26 protein-coding genes and 1 tRNA gene are annotated in these 24,357 nt (G+C 62.1%); 11 read left to right on the plus strand and 16 right to left on the minus strand.

Features of this window, described 5'->3' with window-relative positions:
* Positions 1-350: 350 nt before the first annotated feature.
* Positions 351-1,244, plus strand: coding sequence for an aldo/keto reductase (locus AB1781_01725; protein MEW5703294.1), 894 nt, complete (start codon positions 351-353; stop codon positions 1,242-1,244).
* Positions 1,245-1,260: 16 nt separating this feature from the next.
* Positions 1,261-1,752 carry a cytochrome c gene (locus AB1781_01730; protein ID MEW5703295.1) on the plus strand — a complete coding sequence of 164 codons (492 nt, stop codon included), beginning with the start codon at positions 1,261-1,263 and terminating at the stop codon, positions 1,750-1,752.
* Here the strand turns inward: AB1781_01730 and mgtE are convergent.
* From mgtE to AB1781_01760, 6 genes are all read right to left on the minus strand, one after another.
* Entirely contained in the window at positions 1,716-3,059 is a 1,344-nt protein-coding gene (gene mgtE / locus AB1781_01735; protein ID MEW5703296.1) for a magnesium transporter, read from the minus strand. The genes AB1781_01730 and mgtE overlap by 37 nt on opposite strands.
* Positions 3,060-3,231: 172 nt before the next feature.
* Complete coding sequence (locus tag AB1781_01740; GenBank protein ID MEW5703297.1) at positions 3,232-3,528, minus strand: GYD domain-containing protein; 297 nt, start codon at positions 3,526-3,528, stop codon at positions 3,232-3,234.
* Between the two features lie 25 nt (positions 3,529-3,553).
* Entirely contained in the window at positions 3,554-3,853 is a 300-nt protein-coding gene (locus AB1781_01745) for a GYD domain-containing protein (GenBank protein ID MEW5703298.1), read from the minus strand.
* 391 nt (positions 3,854-4,244) lie between these two features.
* Positions 4,245-4,508 (minus strand): hypothetical protein, encoded by a 264-nt coding sequence (locus AB1781_01750; GenBank protein ID MEW5703299.1) that lies wholly within the window; start codon positions 4,506-4,508, stop codon positions 4,245-4,247.
* A 70-nt stretch (positions 4,509-4,578) separates the two neighbouring features.
* Positions 4,579-5,610 carry a hypothetical protein gene (locus AB1781_01755; GenBank protein ID MEW5703300.1) on the minus strand — a complete coding sequence of 344 codons (1,032 nt, stop codon included), beginning with the start codon at positions 5,608-5,610 and terminating at the stop codon, positions 4,579-4,581.
* A 114-nt stretch (positions 5,611-5,724) separates the two neighbouring features.
* The gene (locus tag AB1781_01760; GenBank protein ID MEW5703301.1) at positions 5,725-6,255 is read right to left on the minus strand and encodes a tetratricopeptide repeat protein; all 531 of its coding nucleotides are present in this window, start codon (positions 6,253-6,255) and stop codon (positions 5,725-5,727) included.
* 125 nt (positions 6,256-6,380) lie between these two features.
* Here AB1781_01760 and AB1781_01765 point away from each other — a divergent pair, with 125 nt between their 5' ends.
* From AB1781_01765 to AB1781_01775, 3 genes are read left to right on the plus strand one after another with little or no spacing between them, the layout of a single operon-like run.
* Positions 6,381-7,121, plus strand: a complete 741-nt coding sequence (locus AB1781_01765; GenBank protein MEW5703302.1) for an SDR family oxidoreductase — start codon at positions 6,381-6,383, stop codon at positions 7,119-7,121.
* Positions 7,122-7,126: 5 nt separating this feature from the next.
* Positions 7,127-8,104 (plus strand): NADPH:quinone reductase, encoded by a 978-nt coding sequence (locus AB1781_01770; protein ID MEW5703303.1) that lies wholly within the window; start codon positions 7,127-7,129, stop codon positions 8,102-8,104.
* A complete protein-coding gene (locus AB1781_01775; protein ID MEW5703304.1) occupies positions 8,104-8,712 on the plus strand; it encodes a tetratricopeptide repeat protein in 609 nt (202 codons plus the stop codon). Before AB1781_01770 ends, AB1781_01775 begins: the two co-directional genes overlap by 1 nt.
* 14 nt (positions 8,713-8,726) lie before the next feature.
* Here the strand turns inward: AB1781_01775 and AB1781_01780 are convergent, their stop codons facing one another.
* Both AB1781_01780 and AB1781_01785 read right to left on the minus strand, forming a co-directional pair.
* On the minus strand, positions 8,727-9,437 hold the full coding sequence (locus AB1781_01780) for a GDSL-type esterase/lipase family protein (protein ID MEW5703305.1): 711 nt from the start codon (positions 9,435-9,437) through the stop codon (positions 8,727-8,729).
* Positions 9,438-9,546: 109 nt separating this feature from the next.
* A complete protein-coding gene (locus tag AB1781_01785) occupies positions 9,547-9,864 on the minus strand; it encodes a hypothetical protein (GenBank protein ID MEW5703306.1) in 318 nt (105 codons plus the stop codon).
* 197 nt (positions 9,865-10,061) lie between these two features.
* Between AB1781_01785 and AB1781_01790 the strand changes: the two genes are divergently transcribed.
* On the plus strand, positions 10,062-10,817 hold the full coding sequence (locus AB1781_01790) for a DUF502 domain-containing protein (GenBank protein ID MEW5703307.1): 756 nt from the start codon (positions 10,062-10,064) through the stop codon (positions 10,815-10,817).
* On the opposite strand, the gene recG is transcribed toward AB1781_01790, so the two are convergent.
* Positions 10,814-12,895 (minus strand): ATP-dependent DNA helicase RecG, encoded by a 2,082-nt coding sequence (recG, locus tag AB1781_01795; GenBank protein MEW5703308.1) that lies wholly within the window; start codon positions 12,893-12,895, stop codon positions 10,814-10,816. The two genes, AB1781_01790 and recG, sit on opposite strands and share 4 nt — an antisense overlap.
* Positions 12,896-12,992: 97 nt before the next feature.
* Here recG and AB1781_01800 point away from each other — a divergent pair, with 97 nt between their 5' ends.
* From AB1781_01800 to AB1781_01810, 3 genes are read left to right on the plus strand one after another with little or no spacing between them, the layout of a single operon-like run.
* Positions 12,993-13,256, plus strand: a complete 264-nt coding sequence (locus AB1781_01800) for a succinate dehydrogenase assembly factor 2 (GenBank protein ID MEW5703309.1) — start codon at positions 12,993-12,995, stop codon at positions 13,254-13,256.
* Between the two features lie 4 nt (positions 13,257-13,260).
* Positions 13,261-16,713, plus strand: a complete 3,453-nt coding sequence (gene mfd, locus AB1781_01805) for a transcription-repair coupling factor (GenBank protein ID MEW5703310.1) — start codon at positions 13,261-13,263, stop codon at positions 16,711-16,713.
* Positions 16,714-16,773: 60 nt separating this feature from the next.
* Positions 16,774-17,550, plus strand: a complete 777-nt coding sequence (locus AB1781_01810) for a glucose 1-dehydrogenase (GenBank protein MEW5703311.1) — start codon at positions 16,774-16,776, stop codon at positions 17,548-17,550.
* 144 nt (positions 17,551-17,694) lie between these two features.
* Here the strand turns inward: AB1781_01810 and arsB are convergent, their stop codons facing one another.
* From arsB to AB1781_01830, 4 genes are all read right to left on the minus strand, one after another.
* The gene (gene arsB, locus AB1781_01815; protein MEW5703312.1) at positions 17,695-18,789 is read right to left on the minus strand and encodes an ACR3 family arsenite efflux transporter; all 1,095 of its coding nucleotides are present in this window, start codon (positions 18,787-18,789) and stop codon (positions 17,695-17,697) included.
* On the minus strand, positions 18,786-19,310 hold the full coding sequence (locus AB1781_01820) for an arsenate reductase ArsC (GenBank protein MEW5703313.1): 525 nt from the start codon (positions 19,308-19,310) through the stop codon (positions 18,786-18,788). The genes arsB and AB1781_01820 overlap by 4 nt, the downstream gene beginning before the upstream one ends.
* The gene (locus tag AB1781_01825) at positions 19,307-19,675 is read right to left on the minus strand and encodes a metalloregulator ArsR/SmtB family transcription factor (GenBank protein ID MEW5703314.1); all 369 of its coding nucleotides are present in this window, start codon (positions 19,673-19,675) and stop codon (positions 19,307-19,309) included. The genes AB1781_01820 and AB1781_01825 overlap by 4 nt, the downstream gene beginning before the upstream one ends.
* A gap of 75 nt (positions 19,676-19,750) precedes the next feature.
* Entirely contained in the window at positions 19,751-20,170 is a 420-nt protein-coding gene (locus tag AB1781_01830) for a helix-turn-helix domain-containing protein (protein MEW5703315.1), read from the minus strand.
* Positions 20,171-20,376: 206 nt separating this feature from the next.
* Between AB1781_01830 and merF the strand changes: the two genes are divergently transcribed.
* Both merF and AB1781_01840 read left to right on the plus strand, forming a co-directional pair.
* Positions 20,377-20,580, plus strand: a complete 204-nt coding sequence (gene merF, locus AB1781_01835) for a mercury resistance system transport protein MerF (GenBank protein ID MEW5703316.1) — start codon at positions 20,377-20,379, stop codon at positions 20,578-20,580.
* On the plus strand, positions 20,577-20,801 hold the full coding sequence (locus AB1781_01840; GenBank protein MEW5703317.1) for a GDCCVxC domain-containing (seleno)protein: 225 nt from the start codon (positions 20,577-20,579) through the stop codon (positions 20,799-20,801). Before merF ends, AB1781_01840 begins: the two co-directional genes overlap by 4 nt.
* A 12-nt stretch (positions 20,802-20,813) precedes the next feature.
* Here the strand turns inward: AB1781_01840 and AB1781_01845 are convergent, their stop codons facing one another.
* The 3 genes from AB1781_01845 to AB1781_01855 form a co-directional block, all read right to left on the minus strand.
* Complete coding sequence (locus tag AB1781_01845) at positions 20,814-23,450, minus strand: glycosyltransferase (GenBank protein MEW5703318.1); 2,637 nt, start codon at positions 23,448-23,450, stop codon at positions 20,814-20,816.
* A 108-nt stretch (positions 23,451-23,558) separates the two neighbouring features.
* On the minus strand, positions 23,559-24,137 hold the full coding sequence (locus AB1781_01850) for a hypothetical protein (protein ID MEW5703319.1): 579 nt from the start codon (positions 24,135-24,137) through the stop codon (positions 23,559-23,561).
* A 122-nt stretch (positions 24,138-24,259) separates the two neighbouring features.
* Positions 24,260-24,349: transfer RNA gene (locus tag AB1781_01855), tRNA-Ser, on the minus strand.
* Between the last annotated feature and the right edge of the window lie 8 nt (positions 24,350-24,357).

Below are 24,357 nucleotides of genomic sequence, written 5' to 3' on the forward strand. Positions count from 1 at the left end.
CTGAACAGCTCGGAATCGTTGAAACATGGGGTAGGGAGCTGCAAGGTTATGGCAAGGTCACGCTCGCAGATACCGCACGTATGCGTCGGCTTCGGCCCTGATTGTTGCCGCTCTGTTGCTCACCGCTCGACGCACTCCGCTCCCCGCCCGCTTCGCATGCGCGAGCTCGCCGCGACCTTTTCCGTTATCTGCGCCGCCGGTCTGTGGTGGTTTTGGCCGGTCCCTCGGGGTGGTGCTACTTGCCGGAACTCGGTTACCATGGCCTTTGTGCCGAAGGGCAGGGCCCTTCCCGACAAACTTGGGCGGGGTGATCCGAAGGCCGTTCGAAAGCGGCGCGGAGAAGGAAACGCATGAACCGGAACCTTGACGGGACGGGGTGGCGGGTAAGGCCGATCGGCCTCGGCGCCATGCAGCTTTCCATCGCGGGGCGGCCGGATGAATCCCAGGCCTTCGCGGTCATCACCGCGTTCGTCGAAGCGGGCGGCAATTTCATCGACACCGCCAACGTCTACTGCCTGGACGATTCGGACATCGGCCACAACGAGCGCCTTCTCCACAAGGTGCTTACGCGGATCGGCGCGCAAGACGCCGTGCTGGTCGCCACAAAGGGTGGCCTGCGGCGGCCGAAAGGGGCGTGGGTAACGGATGGGAACCCGGAATGGCTGCGCGCCTCGTGCGAGAAGAGCCTTAAGGACCTGCAACGCAACGCGCTTCCCCTCTACCACCTCCACGCGGTGGACCCGGACGTGCCCTTCGAGGAATCGCTCGGGGAATTGATCCGACTTAAAGAGGAAGGAAAAATCCTGAACATCGGGTTGTCGAACGTCGATCGGGCGGAACTTAAGTTTGCGCTTGGCCGGACGGCGATCGCATCGGTTCAAAATCGCTGCAACCCGTTCTTCAAAAGGGATTTCGGCAGCGGCCTTATTGGTTTTTGCCAGGAACAAGGTGTTGCCTATATTCCCTTCGGTCCCGTGGGGGGCCATGGGGGCCATGTGCGATTGCCGAAGCATCCGCTCTTCCAGCGTCTCGCCAAGAAGCATGCGACGTCGCCCTATGGCGTCGCCCTGGCGTGGCTTCTGGAGAAAGGGAACCATATCTTCCCGATCCCGGGGGCGAGCAAGGTGTCGAGCGTGCGCGATTCGGCGCGCGCCATCCACCTGCGGCTCGAACCCGACGACGTTGCCGAAATCGACCGCCTGCCGGATCAGGAAGCCCATTCGTCCCGCACCTCTCGTGTCTAGGGCCGGCCGCCGGCGCTTGCCGTGGGTCGCGGCTCTTGCCGTGGCCGTGGCCGTCGCTTGCGCCGCCGGTCTGTGGTGGTTTTGGCCGGCCTCTCCGGAGCCGTGGGCCGATCCCGACGACGATCGCTTGGTCGCGCTCGGCAAGGTCGTTTATGAGGAGCGCTGCGCCGTTTGCCACGGCACACGGCTGGAAGGCGAGCCCGATTGGCAGACCCGCAAGCCGGACGGCTTGCTGCCGGCGCCGCCGCACGACGCGACCGGGCATAGCTGGCACCACCCGGACGCCCAGCTTTTCGCCATCACGAAATACGGCATCGGGCGGTTTGCGCCGCCGGGCTACCGCAGTGCCATGCCGGCCTTTGAAGAGGTTCTCACCGACGCGGAAATCTGGGCGGCGCTGGCCTATATCAAAAGCCATTGGCCGGCCCGCGAGCGCGCCTTTCAGGCGCAGATGAACCCGCCCGGCGCCGATCAGGGAAACAGGAAAAAGCCCGCCACCGTGAAATAGACGACCACGCCGATGGCGTCGAGGATCGAGGTGATCAACGGCGCGCTGGCCGTGGCCGGATCGAGGCGGAAGCGGCTGAGCAGGAAGGGCAGGGACATGCCGATGATGCTGCCGGCCAGGACGACGATCACCATGGTGAGCGCCACAACCAGGGCGATCTCCGGCGTTGCCCGGAAAACCCCGATCGGCGCGACGGCCACCGCCATGGTCAGGCCTAAGCCCAAGGCCACCAGCAGTTCGCGGCCAAGCATCCGTCCCCAGTCCCGGAGCACGACATCGCCCGTCGCCAGCGCGCGAACCATCAAGGTCGCTGTCTGGGAGCCCGCGTTGCCGCCGCTGCCGATCAGAAGGGGCAGGAAGAACACCAGCCCCACATAGGCGACGATGGTGTTCTCGAAATAGGCAATCCCCGCACCCGAGAACAGGTTCCCGAACACCAGGAGCGTCAGCCACATTACGCGCTTGCGGTAAAGCAGGCCGACATTCGCGTCCCGGACGCTCTGGTCCAGCTTGCCCACGGTGCCGACCTTGTAAAAGTCTTCCGTCGCCTCTTCCTGCAGGGTATCGAGGGCGTCGTCGTGGGTGACGATGCCGACCAGCCGGCCATCGCCGTCCACAACCGGAAGGGCTAGCACGTCGTAACGGGCGATCTTGTTGGCGACCTCCTCCTGGTCTTCGTTCACGCCGACGGCCAAGGTCTCGCGCTCCATGAGGTCGGCGATCTTGGTTTCCGGCGCCGCGAGAATGAGGTTCTGAAGACGGACCGATCCAATCAGCCGCCGGCCGGGATCCATGACGTAGGTGCGGTAGATCGTCTCCTTGTCCGGTGCCTCCCGGCGCAGCGCCTCCAGAGCCTGGCGCGCGGTCAGCTCGGGCAGGAGCGTCGCGTAATCGGAAGTCATGATGGCGCCGGCGGTTCCTTCTTCGTAGGCCACGAGTCGCCGTATATCTTCCCGCTCGGCCTGGGCGAGGGCGGGCAGAAGGGTTTCCTGCTGGTCCGGAGAAAGACGGTTGAAGAGGTCGGCCCGATCGTCCGCATCCATCTCGGTGACGATCTCGGCCAATTGGCGGCGGTCGAGGGAACGCGCCAGCGCCATCTGCGGTTCGGGCCGCAGATAGCCGAACACCTCGGCGCGGCGCGCAAGGGGAACCGAAAGCAAGAGATCGCGCGCCGTCTCTGGCGGCGTTTCTTCCAGAAACGCGGCCAGATCGACCGGGTGGGCGGTTTCCACGAAGGCACGGACGGCCTCGGGATTGTCCCGGTCGAGAAGCTCGATCGGATCCTTGGTGCGAATCTCTTCCGTCATGGTCCGCCTCCTTCGTGGGCTGCCGAAGCGCAACAGCCGGAAGCGGACCCCTGGGCGAAACCCTATGGGTCCTTATCTAGACCGGCCTGCCGAACCTGGCAGCGGGCGGAAGCCCGCGCTTCCGTCATGCTTGGTTTTATTGCTTCTTCCGCAAGGGGACTGTCCCCCGCCGTCAGGTTCCCTGGACGCCGATGCGTTGACCGGCTTTCTCGATATCGTCGCGCGTGAAGGCGCGCATCGTGATGAAAGAGCCAAAGCCGTTCATTCGGTACCAGATCGAGAAGGCGAGCATCGCCTCTTCGTCCTTCGCTTCAAGGAAGCCGACGAAATCGTATGGCCCCTGGACGTAGTTCGAGTATTCCATCCTGATGCCCAGTTTTTCGAACTGTTCATAGACGGTCTTCGTCCGATCGAGCTGTTTTCCGATCCAGTCGGGGCTGTGCTTTCCAAGCATGACGTATCTCGGCATGGCCGCTTCCTTTCCCCGTGGCGGGTTATTTCGTTTCCTGAACGCCGATGCGCCTTCCAATCGCCTCGAATTGGGGGCGCTGGAAAACCGGCAACGTCATCATCTCGCCGAAGCCGCTCTTCTTGTACCAGATCGAGAGCGCAAGCATGGTCTCGGCATCCGGCGCCTCGGCGACGTCGGCGAAGTCGAAGGGGCCTTGTGTGTAATTCGAGGACAAAATCTTGATGCCAAGCTTGGCAACTTGGGCGGCGACGATATTCGACCGTTCCGGCTGGCGGGACAGCCATTCCGAATTATGGGTGCCTAGAAGGACATATCGCAGCATGTTTTTTCCTCAATCTCCGTTTACTTTTCTGGAACTTCTTGTTTTTTCGGAACTTCACGCGGGCCCGAGTGCGGCCTCATGAAGTTTGGGATGTCGTACTGAGCCTTGTCGGTATGCAGCGGGGTGCAGGGGACTGCTTGGCCGACGTTCGGATCGAAGCAAAGCGTTGCCTGGGCCGGCTCTTTCGGCGCCGACGGATCGGCGGTTTGGGCTGGGACGTTGACGGCGGCGTCTTGGGCTGGCGTCCTCGGGCTTGCGTTTGGCGAATCCGCGTAGGCGAGGGGTGCGATCAAGAGGGCCGCGCCAAGGCTCAACGCCAGCGCCATTCGGGAAGATGGCCGGATTCTCGTCGTTTCCTTCCGCATTCTTCGCACCATACGAGATTTAGGCTTCAAAATAGCAAACCATCCTTCTTTAATGAAGAGGCTTTGGCCGACATCTTAAGCTTTTCGGTTTTTATGGCGGGCCTATATTTTGGATCATGGAAAGGAAAAAACCAGAGATGTCTGGAAAGACCATGCCGGAAAAACACCGCCGCAACCCAGTCGCCAAGAAGCTTCAAAGCCGCCGATACCGTCCAAAGGTTGCCGCGGATCGGACAAAATACAGCCGGAAGCGGAGACACAAGAAGCAGGAAGAAAATTCGAAATAGCACGTCGATCGTCCGCCGCGCCGCCTTTCTTCCGGCCCGGTTCCCCGTCTTGGGGAAGCGCGTATTCCCAAGCTTAGAGAGGCTTGCCGGCCAGACGTTCGATTTCGCGAATTCGTTCGACTCCCGAGTTCATTTCCGTCGTGATGAACGCCGCCCGCTCCATGGGCCCGCCGGTCCCGGCGTTCGGAAAAAGTGCGCGCCAGGCGTTCATCTTCACGGTAAGCGCGCAGAGCGACCCGCCGATAACGGTGTGGCTGCTTTTGATGAGCGCTTCGACCTCGCGAAAACGTTTGCCCGTGATTTCCCGCCACATGCCCTTCGTTTGATGGTCAAATTCTTCAAAGCGGGTCGTCACCGCGCGCATGAGTTTGCGGATTGCCCGTTCGGTCTGATCGCAAGCGTGCTGCAAGGTGCTGTCGCTCTGGAATTGCCGTTGCTTCCGGACCTTCTCCATCGCGACCAGAAAATCCTCGACCGTCGGCTGGATTTGGCTCAGGCATTCGCGGAAGTACGAGAGGGAAAGAAAAATGTCGCTGTAATCTTCGAGAAAATCCGGCACCTCCGAAAGCGCGATGTCCAGTTTCTGCGCCATGACTTTCAGTTTCTCGCGGGCCCGTTCGACCGAAGGCTTGCGGAAAAGCAGAATGACGTCCTGGTAGTTTTGAAACGCCATGTCGCCCTCGCCGTAGGTCTGTACGATCAGCGGGTGCGTGAAGGCGCGCATGTATTCCGTAAGTTCCTCTTTCTTCTTTTCCGAGAGCCTGAGTTCGGTGTAGTCCGTCACCGGAATGTTGCGCTCGCGAAAAAGGATTCGCAGGCTGTAGACGTCGTAACTGGGCAGGTCGGCCAGCCGGTTCAACAGGGCAAGGTCGGGATGGGCGGAGTCCGCCGGCCAGCCAAACGCCTTGGCAACCGATGCGATCGGGAGCTGACCGCTGCCGATGCGTTTTCCCTTGTAGATTTCAACGACGCTTTGGAGGCGCACGTTCTTGATCAGCCGCGCGCCCCGTATGGCGGGCGTTTGGAAGGGAACCACCGAAAGAGGAAGGATGAAAAGCGAATCCCGATCGAGGTCCGATGGAAGATTTGTATCTTGTTCCGGCATTCTGTGAAAATTCCGTAAGACCGAATGCGCGTGAAACGGTGAACCGTCACGTGGTGGTGATAACGGCCTTCTAGATGGCGTTTGGCACTGGCTTCTAACTGGCGGAAATATCGCTTATTCCCTGCCGTCCTCTTTTTTTGATCGCCATTCGGCGACCGCTTGCCTGGCTTGTTCCATTTCTTCCGGTTGCAGCTGTTGGGCGATGATATCGCGGGTGGTCTCGGCCTGGGTCCGCCCATCGCTTTTTGGGAAGCTGTCGCTTGCAAGGCTCATCCACTTATAGGCCTCGATGAGGTCCCGCTCGACTCCCTCTCCCAGTTGGTACATGCGTCCCAAGTTCAGCTGCGCCGCCGGGTGTCCTTGTTCGGCGGCGCGCCGGAACCATTTCGCGGCCTTCGCTAAATCCTGGGGAGCGTCTTCCCCGTTCAGATAAACGAGGCCGAGGAACCACTGGGAACGCACGTCTCCTCGCTCCGCCGCGGGGAGCAGGGAGACTTCAATATTTTCACCGGCAAGTTCCGTGGGATCGCTTTCGAAAGACAGGCTCGGCCAGAACCCCATTTCAAAAAAACCCCATAAAAGAATGGCGCCAAGCGTGGCGATCAGGCCGATCAGGCCGGCTTTTTGCAGCGAGGAGCTATCCATTTTCGTCTTTCCCAATTCTTCGTCCGACCGCAAGCCCCCGTTGGCCGGATTATGCTATCACAGCTTGTCCGGGGCCGTAACCGGCGAAGGCCGAAACCGAAGCGGGAAGCAAAGGGGGTTAAGGGATGAAAATCCGGGGATCGATCGTGCTTGTCACTGGGGCGAACCAGGGCATCGGTCAGGCCTATGTCCGTTCGCTTCTAGCGGCCGGTGCCGCGCGGGTGTATGGGGCGGATGTGCGTCTGGACTGGCTGGAGGAAGCGGCAAAGGCGGAAGAGAAACGCCTTGTTCCCATTTGCCTCGATATCCGGGACGGGGAAAAAGTCGCGGCGACGGCGTCGCGCTGCAAGGACGTCAATCTTCTCATCAACAACGCCGCTATCACTCAGCACACCGGCCTTATCCGCGCCGCCTCGCTCGATCGCGCGCACGCCATCATGGACACCAATTATTTCGGCACTCTTCAAATGTGCCGTGCCTTCGCGCCCGTGCTGAAGGCGAACGGCGGCGGCATGATCGTGAACGTGCTTTCAATCGCGGCCCTTGCCCATATCCCGCGCGTCGGCCCCTACAGCGCCTCGAAAGCGGCTGAACTCTCCATGACCCAAGGGGTGCGCGCCGAGCTTGCCGCCCAAGGTACAAAAGTGCTGGCGGTTCTGCCGGGCCCGGTGGATACCCCTATCTCCGCCCATCGGCCACTGCCCAAAGCGCCACCTTCCGAGATCGCCGAAGCCACGCTCGGGGCGGTCGAGGCGGAACGCGAAGAACTTTACCCGGACGCCATTGCACGGGAAGTTTACGAAAGCTTTCGGAAGGACCCGAAGGCGCTTGAGCGGCGCTTTGCCGCCCAGCTACCCGAGGCATGAACGCGATGCGCGCCGCCTGGTACGAAACGAACGGCCCCGCCAGGGAAGTCCTGAAAGTCGGCGAACTGCCAACGCCAAGCCCGGCCCCCGGCGAGGTGCGGGTCCGCGTTCATGCCTCGGGCGTCAATCCCTATGACGTCAAGGCGCGCAGCGGCCTTCGCCAGAAAATGACCGAGCCCCGGATCGTTCCCCATTGCGACGGAGCGGGCGTCATTGACGCGGTGGGCGAAGGGGTTTCGCAATCGCGCCTTGGCGAGCGGGTCTGGCTCTTCAACGCCCAATGGCAACGCGCCTTCGGAACGGCGGCCGAATGGGTCGCGCTTCCCGAGGCCCAGGCGGTGCCCCTTCACGAAGGGACGAGCTTTGCGGAAGGCGCCTGCCTTGGCATTCCTGCGATGACCGCCCACCGTTGCGTCTTTTCGGATGGCCTGGTGAACGGCCTGACGGTTTTGGTGACGGGTGGCGCCGGCGGCGTCGGCCGGTACGCCGTACAGTTTGCGAAGTGGGGGGGCGCAAGAGTGATCGCCACGGTGAGCGGCGCGGAAAAGGCAAAAATCGCCGAGGCGGCCGGGGCAGACCATGTGCTCAACTACCGAACGGAGGATATTGTCGGGCGGGTTGCCGACATCACGGGCGGCGGTGTCGACCGGATCGTCGACGTGGATTTCGGGGCCAACCTCGAAACCTCGTGCCGCGTCCTGAAGACGAACGGCGTCCTTGCGGCCTATGCCTCGATGGGGGCGCCGGAACCGAAAATACCCTTCTACCCCTTGATGTTCGGAAACGCGACCCTTCGCCTGGTTGCCGTTTTTCTGATCCCTTATGCCGCGAAACGGCAAGCGGTCGCCGACATTTCCCGTTGTTGCGCGGAAGGGGTGCTTGCCCACCGGGTAAAACGGTTCCCGCTCGATCGGATCGTTGAGGCGCACGAGGCGGTGGAATCGGGGAGGGAACTCGAACACGTCGTGGTGGAAACAACGTGATGCGTCGCGGCTTAAGCGGCTTGTTTTTAACCGCGGTGCTGCTGATCGGGCCCGTGGCGCCGGCATCGGCCGATATTGCGGAGGCCTACGCTGCTTACAATCGGGGGGAGTTCAAAAAAGCCTTCGCGGAATTTAGCGCCCTTGCCGAGAAGGGAAACTCCATTGCTCAAGCCAATCTTGGTTTCATGTACTACCGCGGCCAAGGCGTCGAGCAGAACTACGCCGAGGCTATCAAATGGTATCGGCGTGCCGCCGAGCGGGGCCGTTCCTGGGCTCAGTACAACCTCGCCGTGATCTACCATTTTGGCGAAGCCAACACCCCGGCCGATATTGCCGAAGCCGTGAAATGGTATCGCCTGGCTGCCGCGCAGGGCGACCCGGATGCCCGTTTCAACCTGGGCGGGCTTTACGAATTGGGTCAGGGTGTCGACCGTGATCTGGTGCTGGCCTATATGTGGTATGCGCTTTCGGTGGCGGTTTCTTTGCCCGGCGCAGATCAGGATGCGGCGGTTGAGAGCCGCGACGCCGTGGCGAAACAGCTGTCGCCGGCCGACCTAGAGCAGGCGAAAAAGCTTGTCACAGAATGGAAGCCGGCAAGCGCACCATGACGGGCGCGCCCTTATCAATGGCCTAAAGCCGTCAGTGCCACCGGGTAAATCTTGCGGGCCCATAGCTGGTGCATATGCTCCGACAGTGCTTTTCTGTCTTCGGTCAGCAACGAAAGGTCATGGGCTGCCATCCGCGACAGGTTTGTCACGCTGACATAACGCACGCCGGTTTGGTGGCTTACTTCATCGTTAATTTCGTTGAAACGGTTGATTTTTTGTCTGACGGATTCACGATCCGCCAGGTCATTTGCTTGAATAGCGGTCCAATCCGGTATGGAAAGCACGATCACGTGAGCCGGGTCGCCCTCGACAAGGGAAATGGCTTTTATCAGAAGATTGGAAAACTTTACACGGTAGTCTTCCGCCGTCACCCCGGCAACGATGTCGGCCGCGCCAATCTGCAAGAGAACAAGATTGTAGGGATACTGGAACTCGGGGCGATCGATTTCCGACACCAACCGTTCGGTTTTCATCCCTTCCTCGGCAAGATACTGTGGATCGCGGACCGAGAACCGCTCCTCTCGGAAAATGGTGACGACCTGCTGCGCCCAGCGTTGCGACGGGTTGATGGTCTTTGGTGCGGTATAGGCATCGCCCAAGACGAGAAAGCCGTATTCCGGCGGTGGCGGCGGCGATTTCGTGGCCTCGATCGAATCGCGAACGGCGAAATAGCCGAGAACAAGAACGGCAGCGAGAGCCAGGGCACGCAGAATTTTTTTGAGCATAATAAAATTTCTTCGCCGATTCCTAGGCGCTTAACCGGACCGGACGCTTTCTCTTTCTGGAAAAGTATATAATAAAAAGTAGAATGGTCCCGGGAATTCAAGCGAAATGTTATGGTTTCAAAGCGCCCGCCGGTGGCGTTCCGCTCTGCGCCGCTGTGACTGGGGGGCGCTGGGGGGAGATGGCCTGCGGGTAGCATTCGACGTCGCCCAAGGTTCGGTAACAATAGGTTTCACCCACGGCCTCCGAGTAGCAGGCTGGCTGGCCGGCCAGCACACGGGTAGGGTCGCAGTTTTTGTAAACGGCGACGGGCTGACCGGCCGCGTCGGTCGTTTGCGTTTGCGTGACGGTGGGTTTGAATACGTGCGAACAGCCGGCAAGAACGAAGATGAGCGTTAGCGCGACGAGGCGTTTTATGGACGCTGACATGGCCGAACCTTGAAATCCGCGGTACTCCGGGTTTTTTAGCGCGTGAAAGGTCAAGAAAGCGTTAACCCACGGTGCCCGTTGGGGTGGGCCGCCAAACCTTTCCTGGAAGGATCGGTGTTTCTGGCGCGGCGCTGGTTGCGATATTTGGAAGAACCAAGCACATTAACTACAAGCGAGAACATGCGACTAGGAAGGCAATGACAGAAAATCCACCCGCCGACAATTCGCCTGAGGCGCCGGCCGCTTCGCCCGAACCGGCGAAGGAGTCAAAGCGGCACCGTCTAATTGGCCGTCTTCGGACATATTTCTTTGCCGGGCTTCTGGTCACGGCGCCGATCGGCCTTACGGCATATATCGTCTGGATCTTCGTAAACTTCGTGGATAGCCGCGTCACGCCGCTGATCCCGGTGAAGTACAACCCGGAAACTTATCTTCCCATCAACCTTCCTGGCCTCGGCCTTCTTATTGTCCTGCTGATGATCACCTTGATCGGCGCCTTGACGGCCGGGTTCGCAGGCGACATCGTCCTTAAGACGAGCGAACGGTTGCTTGCCCGGATGCCGGTGGTGCGCGGCATCTACGGCGCCTTGAAGCAGATTTTCGAAGCGCTCCTTACGCACAAGTCCACGGCGTTCCGCAAGGTCGTCCTGATCGAATATCCGCGCCGCGGCATGTGGGCTCTCGGCTTTATCACCGGCAGCACGAAAGGCGAAGTCCAGAACGTTACCAAAGAAAGGGTCATCAACGTGTTTATGCCGACGACTCCGAATCCCACGTCCGGCTTTCTGTTGTTTGTGCCGTCGGAAGACGTGCACGAACTGACGATGTCGGTGGAGGATGGAATCAAGATGGTCGTTTCCGGGGGCATCGTGACCCCGCCGGATCGCCGGCCTTCCGAACTTCAGAAAAAGCCCATCCTTGCGAGTGGCGAAGCGGCCGGACCGCAGACCTAGCCGGACCGCAGATATTTTGCCGCCGCGTCCCGTTCGAAGAGATAGAGCAGAGTGCGAAGCGCCTTGCCGCGCGGCGTCTTGAGCTCGGGGTCTCGTTCGAGGAAAAGACGGACATCGTCGTAGGCCATCACCATCAGACCTTCGTGTAGCGCAAGGTCGGCGAGGCGGAAGAGGGGAAGCCCGCTTTGCCGCGTACCCAGCACTTCGCCGCTTCCGCGCAGGCGTAAATCTTCCTCGGCGATGCGAAAGCCGTCGTTCGTTTCGCGTAGTATCCGCAGGCGCGCCTTCGCCGTTTTCCCAAGCGGCGCGGCGAAAAGGAGAAGGCAGATCGATGCCTGGCACCCGCGCCCGATCCGGCCGCGCAGCTGGTGCAATTGGGCAAGGCCGAACCGCTCCGCATGTTCGATCACCATGACGGTCGCTTCCGGCACGTCGACGCCGACCTCGACGACCGTCGTCGCAACGAGAAGGCGCACCTCGCCTTCGAGGAACGCCGCCATGGCGGCGTCCTTCTCTTTTCCCTTCATCCGGCCATGGACTAGGCCGACGCGCGAACCGAAGGCGGCCTTGAGCGCCGCATGGCGTTCTTCGGCGGCGGCAAGGTCGAGAACTTCGGACTCCTCGACCAAGGGGCAAATCCAGAAGACTTTTTGTCCCTTTTGGACCGCCCGCCCGACGGCGGCGATAACTTCGTCCAGCCGTTCCAGGGGAAGGACCCGCGTGTCCACCGGCGGCCGTCCGGCTGGTTTTTCGGTAAGACGCGAAACCTCGAGGTCGCCGTAGACCGTCAGCGTCAGCGTGCGCGGGATGGGTGTTGCCGTCATGACGAGGGTGTCTACGGCGCGTCCTTTCGAGGCGAGAGTCAGGCGCTGATGGACGCCGAAGCGGTGCTGTTCGTCGATGACGGCGAAGGCAAGGTCGTGAAACGCGACTTCCTCCTGGAAAAGGGCATGGGTTCCAACCGCGATCGCCGTTTCGCCGGAGGCGAGGCCTTCGAAAATTTGCTGGCGCTGGGCACCTTTTTCGCGGCCCGTGAGGAGGGTGACCGGGACCCCGGTCTCGCCAAGCAGGGCCTGGATGGTGGCGAAGTGCTGGCGTGCGAGAATATCGGTCGGCGCCATCAGCACGGCCTGACCGCCCGCTTCGACCGCGTTCAGCATGGCGAGCAGCGCCACCACGGTCTTGCCGCTGCCGACATCGCCTTGAAGAAGCCGCAGCATGCGCTTGCTAGAAGCCATGTCCCGGTCGATCTCTTGAAGCGCCGTTTTTTGCGCGACCGTCAGTTGGAAGGGGAGGTCCGCGATCACCCGCTTGCGGAGAGACCGGTCGCCCTCGATCCGGCGGCCCTTGCCGCGGTGCTGATGCAGGCGCAGCAGGCCAAGCGCCAGCTGATTGGCGAGCAGTTCATCGTAAGCAAGCCGTCTCCGGGCCGATGTCATCGGCGCAAGATCGGCTTCGGATTGCGGACGGTGGGCAGCGAGGAGGGATTCCCGCCAGCCTTGCCAGCCTTCGCGTTCGCGCAGGCTTGCTTCCAGCCATTCCGGCAGTTCGGGCAGCTTTTCTAGGGCGGCCGCAATCGCCTTCGCCAGCGGCCTGCGGGTGAGGCCCGCCGTCAACGGGTAGACGGGCTCGACCTCGGGAAGTCTTGCTATCTCTTCCGGTTTGACGATGAGATCGGGGTGGACGATCTGCATGGCGTTGCGGAAGGCTTCGATGCGGCCGCTTACGATCCGCTTTTCCCCTTCCGGTAACTCGCGGCGAAGGTAGTCCGGTCGGGGGTGGAAAAAGACGAGCGTGAGCGTTCCGGTCTCGTCCGAGCAGCGAATCCGGTAGGGAAGGCGGCGGGTCGGCGGCGGTTCGTGGGCGTCGATCCGAAGCGTAAGCGTGGCGATCCGCCCCGGCGTCGCTTCCGCCACCTTCGGCGCATAGCGCCGGTCAACGATTGCGGTCGGAAGCAGCCACAAAAGATCAACAATATAGGGACCGGCGATTTGCTCGATCGCCTTGCCGATGCGCGGGCCGACGCCGGGAAGCCGCGTCACCGGGGCAAAAAGGGGAAACAGAATTTCCGGCCGCATCGTGCCTCAGGTAGAATGGCTGACAGAAAGCGGGTCTCGCTTTATACCCTAGTGCCAATCGAAACGCGCACCCAACGCCCGCCCAACGTCCACCACCATGGCCAATTTTTCCGATTTCCGCCTCAAACGGCTTCTTTTCTTGAGCCAGCGTCGGGGCACCCAGGAGAACGACCTCCTGCTCGGCCGGTTCGCCGAGCGAAACCTCGGCACCCTTGGGCCGGAGGAACTCGATCAGTTCGAAGCGCTCCTCGCCGTCGAGGACGCCAAGCTCTTCCGCTGGATCACTGGGCAAAGCCCCACCCCGCCGGAGCACGCGACACCGGTGATGCAGATGATTATCCGCTTTAATGAAGAGAACTAATAATTTGAAAAATATAAGTTTATCCGGTCGCCAAACGGTGGCCGCGCTGCCCGAGGGCGCCGACGCGCGACTGCTTACCGAACTCGCGGCATCGGGTCGGGCGAAGGCCATCCTTCACGTGGCGCGCGACGAGACCCGGATGATGGCCATGGCGGGTGCGATCCGTTTCTTCGCGTCCGATCTCGAAATCCGCCTTTTTCCGGCCTGGGATTGCCTGCCCTACGATCGCTCGCCCCCTCATGCCGCCGTCGAAAGCCGGCGGATCGAGGTGCTGACCGGGCTTGCCGCCAAGAACGGGGAAGCGTCGGGCATCCTTTTAACGACGGTGAACGCCTTGCTCCAGCGCGTGCCGCCGCGGGCGTCCTTCGCGAGCGCCACCCTTGAGGCGCGGGCCGGCGATCGGCTCAACCGGGAAGAATTCGTCCATTACCTTGAAAAGAAAGGTTATGGGCGCGCGGAAACCGTTATGGAGCCCGGCGAGTTCGCCATTCGCGGAGGCATTCTCGACGTCTACCCGCCGGGAACCGAGGAGCCGCTCCGCCTCGATTTCTTCGGAGATGAACTTGAAGGCATTCGCTTCTTCGATCCCATGACCCAGCGAAGCGGCGGCACGCTTGCCGGCTTCGTCTTTCGACCGATGAGTGAGTTTCTTCTGGATGAGGAAAGCGTTGCCCGCTTCCGCACGCGGTACCGCGAGGCCTTCGGCGCGGTGATGGGAACCGACCGGCTCTACGAATCCGTCTCGGAAGGGGTTCATTACCCCGGCATGGAACATTGGCTGCCGCTTTTCCACGACCGGCTCGAAACCCTCTTCGATTACCTGCCCGACGCCCTTGTCACGCTGGATCATCAGGTCGAGTCGTTGGCCACAGCGCGGCTGGAACAGATCGCCGAGTACTACGAAACCCGAAAGGCCCTGATGGAGGAGGGGGTCCGTGAAGGGGGCGATATCTATCACCCGCTTCCCCCTGCCGCCCTCTATTTGCGCGAGGACGAATGGCGGCAGGCTCTTTCGGCGCGGCCGCTTCTCGCCTTCACGCCCTTCGCTCAAGGGGTGGAAGGCGCAATCGAGGCGGACGGTCGGCCGCCCTTCGACTTCGCCGCTGCCCGTCGCGACCCGAAGGCGGATGTCTTCGCCGAGGTGCGGAAGCTGCTCGGCAAGGCGCGGGAGGAAGGCCGGCGCGCCATCATCACCGGCTTCAGCGTCGGTTCCAGGGAACGGCTGAAGGCGTTGCTCGAAGGTCACGGCATCGAAGGTCTGACACTTGCCGGAAGCTGGTCCGAGGTCGAGGCTTTGCCCCCGGATAGCGTGGCGCTCGTCGTGCTCGGACTCGAACAAGGCTTCCTCGCTTCCGACCTTGTTGTCCTAACGGAACAGGACATTCTCGGCGAGCGGATCGGCCGGCCTGCGAAACGGCGCGCTAAGGACGTGCTTAGCCAGGCTTCGAGCCTTGCGCCCGGTGATCTCGTCGTCCACGCCGAACACGGGGTTGGCCGCTACGAAGGCCTCGTGACCCTCAACGTGCAAGGCGCTTCCCACGATTTTCTCCGCCTTCTCTATGCGGGCGACGACAAGCTTTTCCTGCCGGTGGAAAATATCGAGCTGCTCTCGCGCTACGGTTCGGAAGAAGGGCTCGTGCCCCTCGACCGCCTTGGCGGGGTCGCCTGGCAGGCTCGGAAATCCCGGATGAAGCGCCGTATCCAGGACATGACGGCGGAATTGATCCGGGTGGCGGCGGACCGCGCCCTCAAGCCGGGGTTCGCGATGACGCCGCCGGAGGGCTATGACGAGTTCTGCGCCCGCTTTCCCTACCCGGAGACGGAAGACCAGGAGACCGCGATCGAGGAAACCCTCCGCGACCTTGCGGCCGGGCAGCCCATGGATCGGCTGATCTGCGGCGACGTCGGATTTGGCAAGACGGAAGTGGCGCTCCGCGCCGCCTTCATCGCGGCCAGGTCGGGGCACCAGGTCGCGGTCGTTGTGCCGACGACCTTGCTGGCGCGCCAGCATTTCGCGACTTTTCAAGCGCGCTTCGCCGGGTTTCCGGTGCGAATTGAACAGATCTCCCGCCTGGTGCCTCCCCGCAAGCAGGCGGAGATCAAGGAAAGGCTTAGCCGTGGCGGCTGCGACATCGTCATCGGGACCCATGCCCTTCTCGGAAAAGCGATCCGCTTCGCCGACCTTGGCCTCTTGATCGTGGACGAGGAGCAGCATTTCGGCGTTGCCCACAAGGAGCGGCTGAAGAAACTCTGCGCCAACGTCCATGTCCTCACCCTGACGGCGACACCCATTCCGCGAACACTTCAGCTTGCCCTTTCCGGCGTCCGGGAGATGAGCGTGATCGCAACCCCGCCGCTCGACCGTCTGGCGGTGCGGAGCTTCGTGCTGCCTTACGACTCCGTCATCGTGCGTGAGGCGATTTTGCGCGAGCGGCTGCGCGGCGGGCAAGTTTTCTATGTCTGCCCGCGCATCGAAGACTTGGCCGAGGTCGCGGAAAAATTGGAACGCCTGGTGCCGGAGATGCGTCTCGCGGTGGCCCACGGCCAGATGGCTTCCCACCATCTCGAGAAAGTGATGATCGACTTCTATGAAGGAAATACGGACGTGCTGCTTTGCACGAACATCATCGAATCCGGACTCGACGTTGCGACCGCGAACACGCTTATCGTCCATCGGGCAGACATGTTCGGCCTTGCCCAGCTTTATCAACTGCGCGGGCGCGTCGGCCGCTCGAAAAGCCGGGCTTACGCCTATCTTACCATCCCCCCCAACCGGATCCTGACGGAAGCCGCGACGAAACGCCTGCAGACGATGGAGGCGCTAGATTCCCTGGGCGCCGGCTTCCAGCTGGCGAGCTACGATCTCGACATTCGCGGCGCCGGCAATTTGCTCGGCGAGGAACAGTCCGGCCATATCCGGGAGGTCGGCATCGAGCTTTATCAGAATCTCTTGGAAGAGGCGGTCGCCGAGGCCCGGGGCGAGCGCGCGCCGGCTACGGCCGAGGAAGCCTGGACGCCGGAAATCCATCTCGGCATGCCGGTTCTGATTCCGGAAGCCTACGTCGCCGACCTTGGCCTTCGGCTCGAACTTTACCGCCGGATCGCCCGCCTTGGGAATCGAACCGAGATCGAGACCTTCGCGGCCGAGCTGATTGATCGCTTTGGACTCATCCCGGAAGAAGTCGAAAACCTGCTTGATACCATCGCCCTCAAGCAACTTTGCCGCGCGGCCGGGGTGGGAAGCCTGGAAGCCGGTCCCAAGGGGGCCGTCGTCACCTTCCATGAGAACCGCTTCGCACACCCCGAACGCCTTGCCGCCTTTCTCATGAGCGCGGTCGGGGACGTCAAGCTGCGGCCTGATCACAAACTGGTTTATCGCCGCGGCTGGGAAGACCTGAAGGAGCGTATGGCGGGCGTGCGCCATCTCGTCGAGAAGCTGGCGAAGCTTGCGGCGTGAACCGATGGTTGTCGGCTCGGAAGGGCCGTGAAAGAATGCGCGTTTGAAAGAGGGGCGGGGATGGCGTGCAACCTACCTTATGACTTGAGCGGTCAGTGCGCCTTTGTCAGCGGCGCCTCCAGTGGTTTGGGGAGGCATTTTGCGCTTGTGCTCGCCCGGGCCGGGGCGAAGGTTGCCGCCGCCGCCCGCCGGACGGAAAAACTGAAAGAACTCAAGGCGGAAATAGAAGCTTTCGACGGCCGCGCGATTCCGATCGCGCTCGATGTACAGGATGCGAAAAGCGTACGCCGGGCGGTCGCCACCGCCGAGACCGAACTTGGCCCCATCACCATCCTCGTCAACAACGCCGGCATCGCCATTCCGAAGGCCTTTCTCGACGTTACGGAGGCGGATTGGGATGCGGTCGTGGGGACAAACCTGAAAGGGGCCTGGCTTCTGGCTCGGGAGGTTGCCGCCCACATGGCCCGCTTAGGCCACGGCGGTTCGATCATCAACATCACCTCGATCATTGCCGAGCGCGTCGTCGGCCACAATGCGGCCTACGGGGCGGCGAAGGCGGGTCTTGTTCACCTCACCAAGGCGATGGCGGTCGAGCTTGCCAGGTATGACATTCGCGTGAACGCGATCGCGCCGGGCTACATCGCGACGGAGATGAACCGGGACTTCCTGAAGAGCGAGGCCGAAGCCGAAAAGCTGAAGAAACGCATTCCTTTGCGCCGGTTGGGCTCGCCCGAAGACCTGGACGGCGCGTTGCTGCTGCTGGCGTCCAAGGCATCCGCCTTCATGACGGGCACCGTCGTTACCGTGGACGGCGGCCAAAGCGTCAATTCGCTTTAATAGGGTCGCCTTAGGGGATCACGCCTCCTCCGGCATCTCGAAACCCAGGGAGCGGAGCTTGTTGATCGCTTCCGCCGGGGCCTGGCGCATGCGGCGGCCGTCTTTGCAGGCTTCCTTCAGAAGGGATAGGCCGGAAAGCGGGCCTCAAGGAACGGCGGGGGAGGCCTTCTCGTACCAGCCCCGGGTCGCCTTCGTGAAGCGTACGACCGAGAGCATGACCGGCACCTCGACGAGGACGCCGACGACGGTGGCGAGTGCCGCCCCCGATTCGAAGCCGAAAAGCCCGATGGCGGTGGCCACCGCAAGCTCGAAGAAATTGCTGGCGCCGATCAGGGCGGAAGGGGCGGCGACGCAGTGCTTGACGCCGAACAGACGGTTGAGCCCATAGGCCAGCCCGGCGTTGAAATAGACCTGGATCAGGATCGGCACGGCCAGCAGCAGTATGACGAGCGGTTGTTCGACAATGCGGTCACCCTGAAAGCCGAAGAGAAGGACAAGGGTGGCGAGCAAGGCGGTTAACGACACCGGGTGAAGGCGTTCGATGGTCCGTTGCAACGCTACCTCGCCATTCTTGGCCAGCAGCCTCCGCCGCCAGGCTTGGGCGAAGATGACCGGAATCACGATGTAGAGAACCACGGAAAGGAACAGCGTTTCCCACGGCACGACGATCGAGGAAAGACCGAGCAGCAGCCCCACGATCGGCGCGAAGGCGAAAATCATGATGGTGTCGTTCAGCGCGATCTGGCTAAGCGTGAAGTGCGGCTCGCCTTTCGACAGATGGCTCCAGACGAAGACCATCGCCGTGCACGGGGCGGCGGCCAGGATGATGAGGCCGGCGATGTAGGATTCGATCTGGTCGGCGGGCAAGTAGGGCAGGAAGATCCAGCCCACGAAGAACCAGCCCAGGGCCGCCATCGAGAAGGGCTTCACCGCCCAATTGATGAAGAGCGTCACCGAAATGCCGCGCCAATGAGCACCGACTTCGTGAAGGGCCGCAAAATCGATCTTGAGCAGCATCGGGACGATCATCAGCCATACGAGAAGGGCGACCGGCAGGTTGATCTGGGCGAGTTCCATGCGGCCGAAGGCGTGGAAGGCCTCTGGAAGAACGCTGCCGAGCCCGATGCCGCCCGCGATGCAGAGGGCGACCCAGAGGCTCAGGTAACGCTCGAAGAAACCGAGGGAGGCTTTCTCGAGCGCGATCTCGGCGGCGTCGGCCTGGCCCGTCGGGTCCGTCATGTGGCGCTTTCCTTGTTCGGTCCGGCTGCCGTCTTGCCGATGCGGTCGAGTTCTTTTTGAAGGGAAAGCGTGTCGAGGGAGGCAATCGGCAGGCTCACGAAGACCGAGATGCGGTTCCGGAGCATCCGGAAAACATCGTGAAAAGCGACGCGCGTTTCAGCCGTCGTGCCTTTGAAAGCGGCCGGGTCCGGCAGGCCCCAGTGAGCGGTCATCGGCTGGCCGGGCCAGATCGGGCAGACTTCGCCGGCCGCCTTGTCGCAGACCGTGAAGACGAAGTCGAGCTTGGGCGCCTCGGGTCCGGCGAATTCCGCCCAGTCCTTCGAGCGGAGCCCTTCCGTTCGATAATTCGCGAGCTTCAGCAGGTCTAGGGCGTAGGGGTTCACGCTGCCGGTGGGGTGGCTTCCGGCGCTGAAGGCGTGAAAACGCCCGCGCCCTTCCCGATCGAGGATGGCTTCGGCCAGGATGCTGCGGGCCGAATTACCGGTGCAGAGGAAAAGGACGTTGTAGGTTTTTTCGTTCACCGGCGTACGGTCCGCTTGGCGGAACGCCGCGGGGGGACGGCTTCGTTGGCGGGTCCGCACGCCTCTGGCGCGCCGCAGATTTCGCCCTGACAGCAGTTCTCGGTCAGGTAGCCGATCAGCGCGTTCATCGAGTCGAAATTCGCGCGGTAGAGAACGTTCCGCCCCTCGCGCTTGCTGGCGAGAAGACCGGCGCGGCGGAGCTGCGTCGCGTGGAAAGTCAGCATCGCCGGTGCTAGCTTGAGACGGCTTGCGATCTCGCCGGCGGCAAGGCCGGCCGGGCCCGCCTGGACGAGCAGGCGGAAAACACGAAGCCGCGTTTCCTGGGCGAGGGCCGCGAGCGAGGCAATGGCTACAGTTGTTTTCATATTTCTATAATTATTAAAATATTAGCGGCCGTCAAGCGGGAAGATCTGGAGGAGGCGGGCGGGGGCAGACTCGGTTCAGGGGCCCGTCTCGAACAAGGCATCGAAAATCGCGCAATCTTTCCCGGTCCCTCCGTTGCAGCGGGTCGCGATGGCGTCAAGCGCCGCGTCCAGCCGTTTCAGCTCGGCAATTTTTCGGCGCACGTCGGCGCGATGCCGGAGGGTCTCGGCTTTTACTTCGGTGCAGGTAAAATCTCCGCTGTCCGCCAATCCAAGCAGACGGCGCACCTCGTTCAGGGTGAAGCCAAGTTTCCTGGCACGGCGGATGAAAGTCATCCGCTTCATGTGCTGGCGGCCGTAGAGCCGATGTCCGCCGGGGCTGCGGGGCGGGGCCGGCATCAAGCCGGCACGTTCGTAGAAACGGATCGTTTCGACGCGGCAGTCGGCACGCTTCGCCAGAGAGCCAATGGTCAGTTCGACGGCGGAATTATCGGCCATCGCATTTCTCCTTGAATCGGTACCTGCTACAGGATCCATCCTACCAGACGAGCCGCGTTCGGGACCAAGATTCCTGGTATTTTAGGGGGATAAACGATGCCGAATTTGCGCCGCGTCGGAATCTTTAATGCCGACTGGCTGAAAGGCCGCAGAAGCAAGCCGGACATGGCGACGCCGCGTGCCGCGGGTCTTGGTCGGCCATCGCCATGAATTGGGACGCCTTGTTCAAGACCGGGGTGGTCGGCGGCGTGCTGGCGGGCGTTTGCTGCTTCACGCCTATTCTTGTTCTGCTTTTAGGCGCCGTCGGGCTCACGGCATGGGTAGGATGGGTGGATTGGGTGCTTCTGCCAAGCCTTGGCTTTTTTGTCGGGCTTACGGGCTATGCGTTTTACCGGAAGAGGCTGGAATGACGGAGTTGCGGTCCACCATTACTTGTCCCAAATGCGGCCATCGCGAAACCGAGGTCATGCCGACCGACGCCTGCCAGTTTTTCTACGACTGCAAGGGGTGCGGGGAATTGCTGCGCCCCAAGGCGGGGGATTGCTGCGTATTCTGTTCCTACGGGAACACGCCATGCCCGTCCGTTCAGGCCAGGCTGGGCGGAAAAGACAAGGGCTGCTGCGCGGAATGAGGGCGGCAGGCTTTAGGCGGCGCGCTTGGTTTCTGGGTACGCCGCGGCGGGTCCGGCGGCTACCAGGCCTGGCGAATTCACCGGGCGGTTGAACCGGCGCTGGGCTATTCGTTCCAGTCCATAGACCAGGGGCGCGCAAAGGAACGGCAGGCTCTGCACCAATAGCGTCGCAGCGAACACGTTGATCACGACCGCCTCGGTTCGGTTGGTGACGAACAGCGCGCTCGCTCCAAGCAGCAGCGCAAGTCCGGTGAGCGCCTCGGGCAGGGCCGGCCAATTGGTCCCCGTCCGTTTGACGCTTTTGGCGATGCCGCCTTTGTCCGTGCGTAGGAAAGGCAGGCTTATGTTGCGAAAGCCCTTGGCCACGCCGCGGGCGACCGTCATCTGGAGACTCATCGCCGCCAGCGCTGCGCCGAGAATCTGCTGCGGCGGCAGTTTGACCCGCACGCCATAGAGCAAACCGCAGTGGAGGAGGTTGACCGCAAACATCGCGAGGATCGGCAGCGTGAAAGGCAGGGTGGGGATCAGTACCCCAACGAACAGGATCATCGGTACCCACAGCAAGTTCATATAGGCCGCGAGCACGCCGAAGGCGTCCGACAGCCAGATGCTCCAGCCGGTGATGAACTGGAATTTTTGCGCCGGAGTCAGTTCACGGCAGCCCGGCAGCATCGCTCGCCAGTTCTTCCGGATGATCTGGACCGCGCCATAGACCCAGCGTTCGCGCTGGGTCTTGAATGCGGCGAAACTATCGGGAAGCATCCCCCGCCCATAGCGCCGGGCGGTGTATAGCGCGTGCCAGCCGGTCCGGTAGAGCCGGAGGCCAAGCTCGGTATCCTCGGTGATGGTATCGGTCGACCAGCCGTCCACCGCCTCGAACGCCCGACGGCGGATCAGCAGCATCGTGCCGTGGACGATGATGGCATTGTCCTCGTTGCGCTGGACCATGCCGATATCGAAGAAGCCGGCGTACTCGCTGTTCATTACCGATTTGAATACCGATTCCCCGCCGTCGCGGTGATCCTGCGGAGCCTGCACGAGAGCGATGCTAGGATCGGCAAAAGCCGGCACCAGGTCCTTGAGCCAGCTTGGATCGACGACGTAGTCGGCGTCGATCAGCGCGATCACTTCGGCATCGGTTGCGGTCTGGGTCATCGCCGCATTGAGGGCGCCGGCCTTGTAGCCCGCGATCTTCGGTAGATTTAGGAACTTGAACCGGCCGCCGAGATGCGCGCAATGCGCCTCGACGGGCTTCCAATACGCCTCTTCCGGGGTATTGTTGACGATGACGAGAACCTCGTAATCGGGGTAGTCGAGCGCGGCCAGGCTGTTCAGCGTCGCAATCAGCATCTCCGGCTTTTCGCGGTAGGCGGGCACGTGGACCGATACCTTCGGCGGCTGGTGGCCGGCCGGCGCCACGACCGGTCCGCGAAGGAGCCGCGTCGGTTGCCGGCCGAGCGTGATCTCGGCCACCTCGTGCACCTTGATCAAGGTCATCGCGGTGAGTGGGATCATCAGCAGGAAGCCGATGCCCCAGGCGATCGCCGAGCCGACATTCAGGTAGTTCTCGAAGGGGTAAAGCACGGCCATCGAGACACCGACCGCCAAGCCTTGCGCGGCCACGCTGACCGCCAGCGCGTGCGCGAAAGTTGGCCGCCGATGCGTTAGGGCAAAAGCGAGTATGCTGATGGCAAAGCCGATGGCGATAGCCATGGCTGCGCGCATGCGGTAGGGGTTTTCATGAGGGATCCCTTTGAGGGAGAACTTGGCGTTCCGATTGTCATCGAGAATTCCCCAATAGGCGCCGACGCTGCCTTCGGCTCCCTTCCAGGGCTGATCGATCGCCTCGACCACGTTGTAGGGAACGCCCCGGTGATTGGCTTCGCTGGCGAAACTGCTCAGCACCGTTGCTTGCAGCGCCCTCCCGGCGTTGGCCGCCTTGTTGTTGAATCCCTGGCTCGGCCAGCCGAACTCGGCGATGACGATCTTTTTGCCGGGGAAAGCCTTGCGCAGGTCTTCGTAGCGGTCCATCGCATAAGCGACGGCATCCTCCTCGGCGATGCCCTCCCAGTAGGGCAGGATGTGGGCGGCGATGAAATCAACTTCGGAGGCCAATTCGGGGTACTTCAGCCAGATGTCCCAGGTCTCGCCGGTGGTCACCGGCACGCGCACCTGTCGGCGCGTCTGGCGCAGAATCTGGATCAGATCCTCGACCGCCAGTTCCTTGCGTAGAATAGTTTCGTTGCCGACCACCAGCGCCCGGACGTTGGAATTGCGGTTGACCATTCGAACTGCGGCTTCCACCTCTTGGCGGGTAAACTCAGGGTCCTTGGAGACCCACGCGCCGGCGATGATCGAAAAGCCTTTCTGACGCGCCACCGCGGGGACTTTCTCGAAAATACCCGAGGAGGCGTATAGACGGATGCGTCGGGTCAGCCCGGACAGCGCGTCGAGGTCAGTGCCGACGCGTTGCAGGATGCGCTCGGCTTCGGCGTCGTCCGGGTTGCTCTTCCCGGGCGGAATAAAATTATAGGAGAGCGATTCAAAGCCACCCTCTATGTTCGGCGGCAAAATCGGCGTGTGGACCGCGTACGAGAGGAGTGCAGCGACCGCGGCGGCGATGCTGGCGGCCAGGAAAATTCTTTTCATCGGTAACTGCGCTCCATTTTACATCTGACCCTTGAGGGTGCTCATGCGGCGCCATATCGCCACCCTCTCAAACCGGGTGTCTCAGCGGTGCAAAATTTGATGCGTAATTTACGGTTTTGGGTAGGCGGTGTCCGGCTCAAGGTCTATTGGTTTGGGCGCCGCCGCCTTCGGCGCGGCCTGCTGCGGTTGCGGCTTCTGGGGCTGGGCGGTCGCCTTGGCCGATGGGTTTTTCCAACAGGTTTCGATACGTGCTTCCACCTCGCGCGCCGGCGCGCCGTCGGTTTCGACGAGAGAACAGCCGAAGGCTTCACCCAGGAACTTGGTGGAGCATCCGAAGGCGCCGTAAAATTTCAGGAACCCATCGGCGGCGATCAGGTCATCTCGCATCAGGACCTGGATAGTGCGCTTGCCGACCCAAGCGCACTCGGCGGAAGATGCGCGCGAGTCGCGGGGTGTTTGGCGCAGCGGCTGGGATGCCGGCTTTAGGATAGGGGCCTGGACGTCCGCCGCCGGAGTGGCGGGGGTTTGCTCGGACGATGCCGGCGAATCGGACGTTGGCGCGCCGGGCAACGTAGCCTGGGCAAGCGACTCCTCTGTCCTTGCGGCGCTTTTTTCGGCATAGAGAGCGACTGTCGCAGCGGCGGCGACACCAACAAGGGCGACCGCTGCGAATGAAATTCGAAACATCAGCCTTGGAAATCCTTGATCTTAGGGGCCAATATGTAAGCCAGCCTGAGCCGGCCTGCAAGTGCCGCCCGGACCGGGGTTCACCCTATTTTCAAGGGCCATTTTCAAGGGTAAGGGGAAACTGGCGGATGGGGTGGGATTCGAACCCACGAGACCCTTGCGGGTCTGCCGGTTTTCAAGACCGGTGCCTTCAACCGCTCGGCCACCCATCCGGGCAGAA

It is taken from the genome of Pseudomonadota bacterium (genome assembly GCA_040752895.1).
In the GTDB taxonomy this organism is placed as follows: domain Bacteria; phylum Pseudomonadota; class Alphaproteobacteria.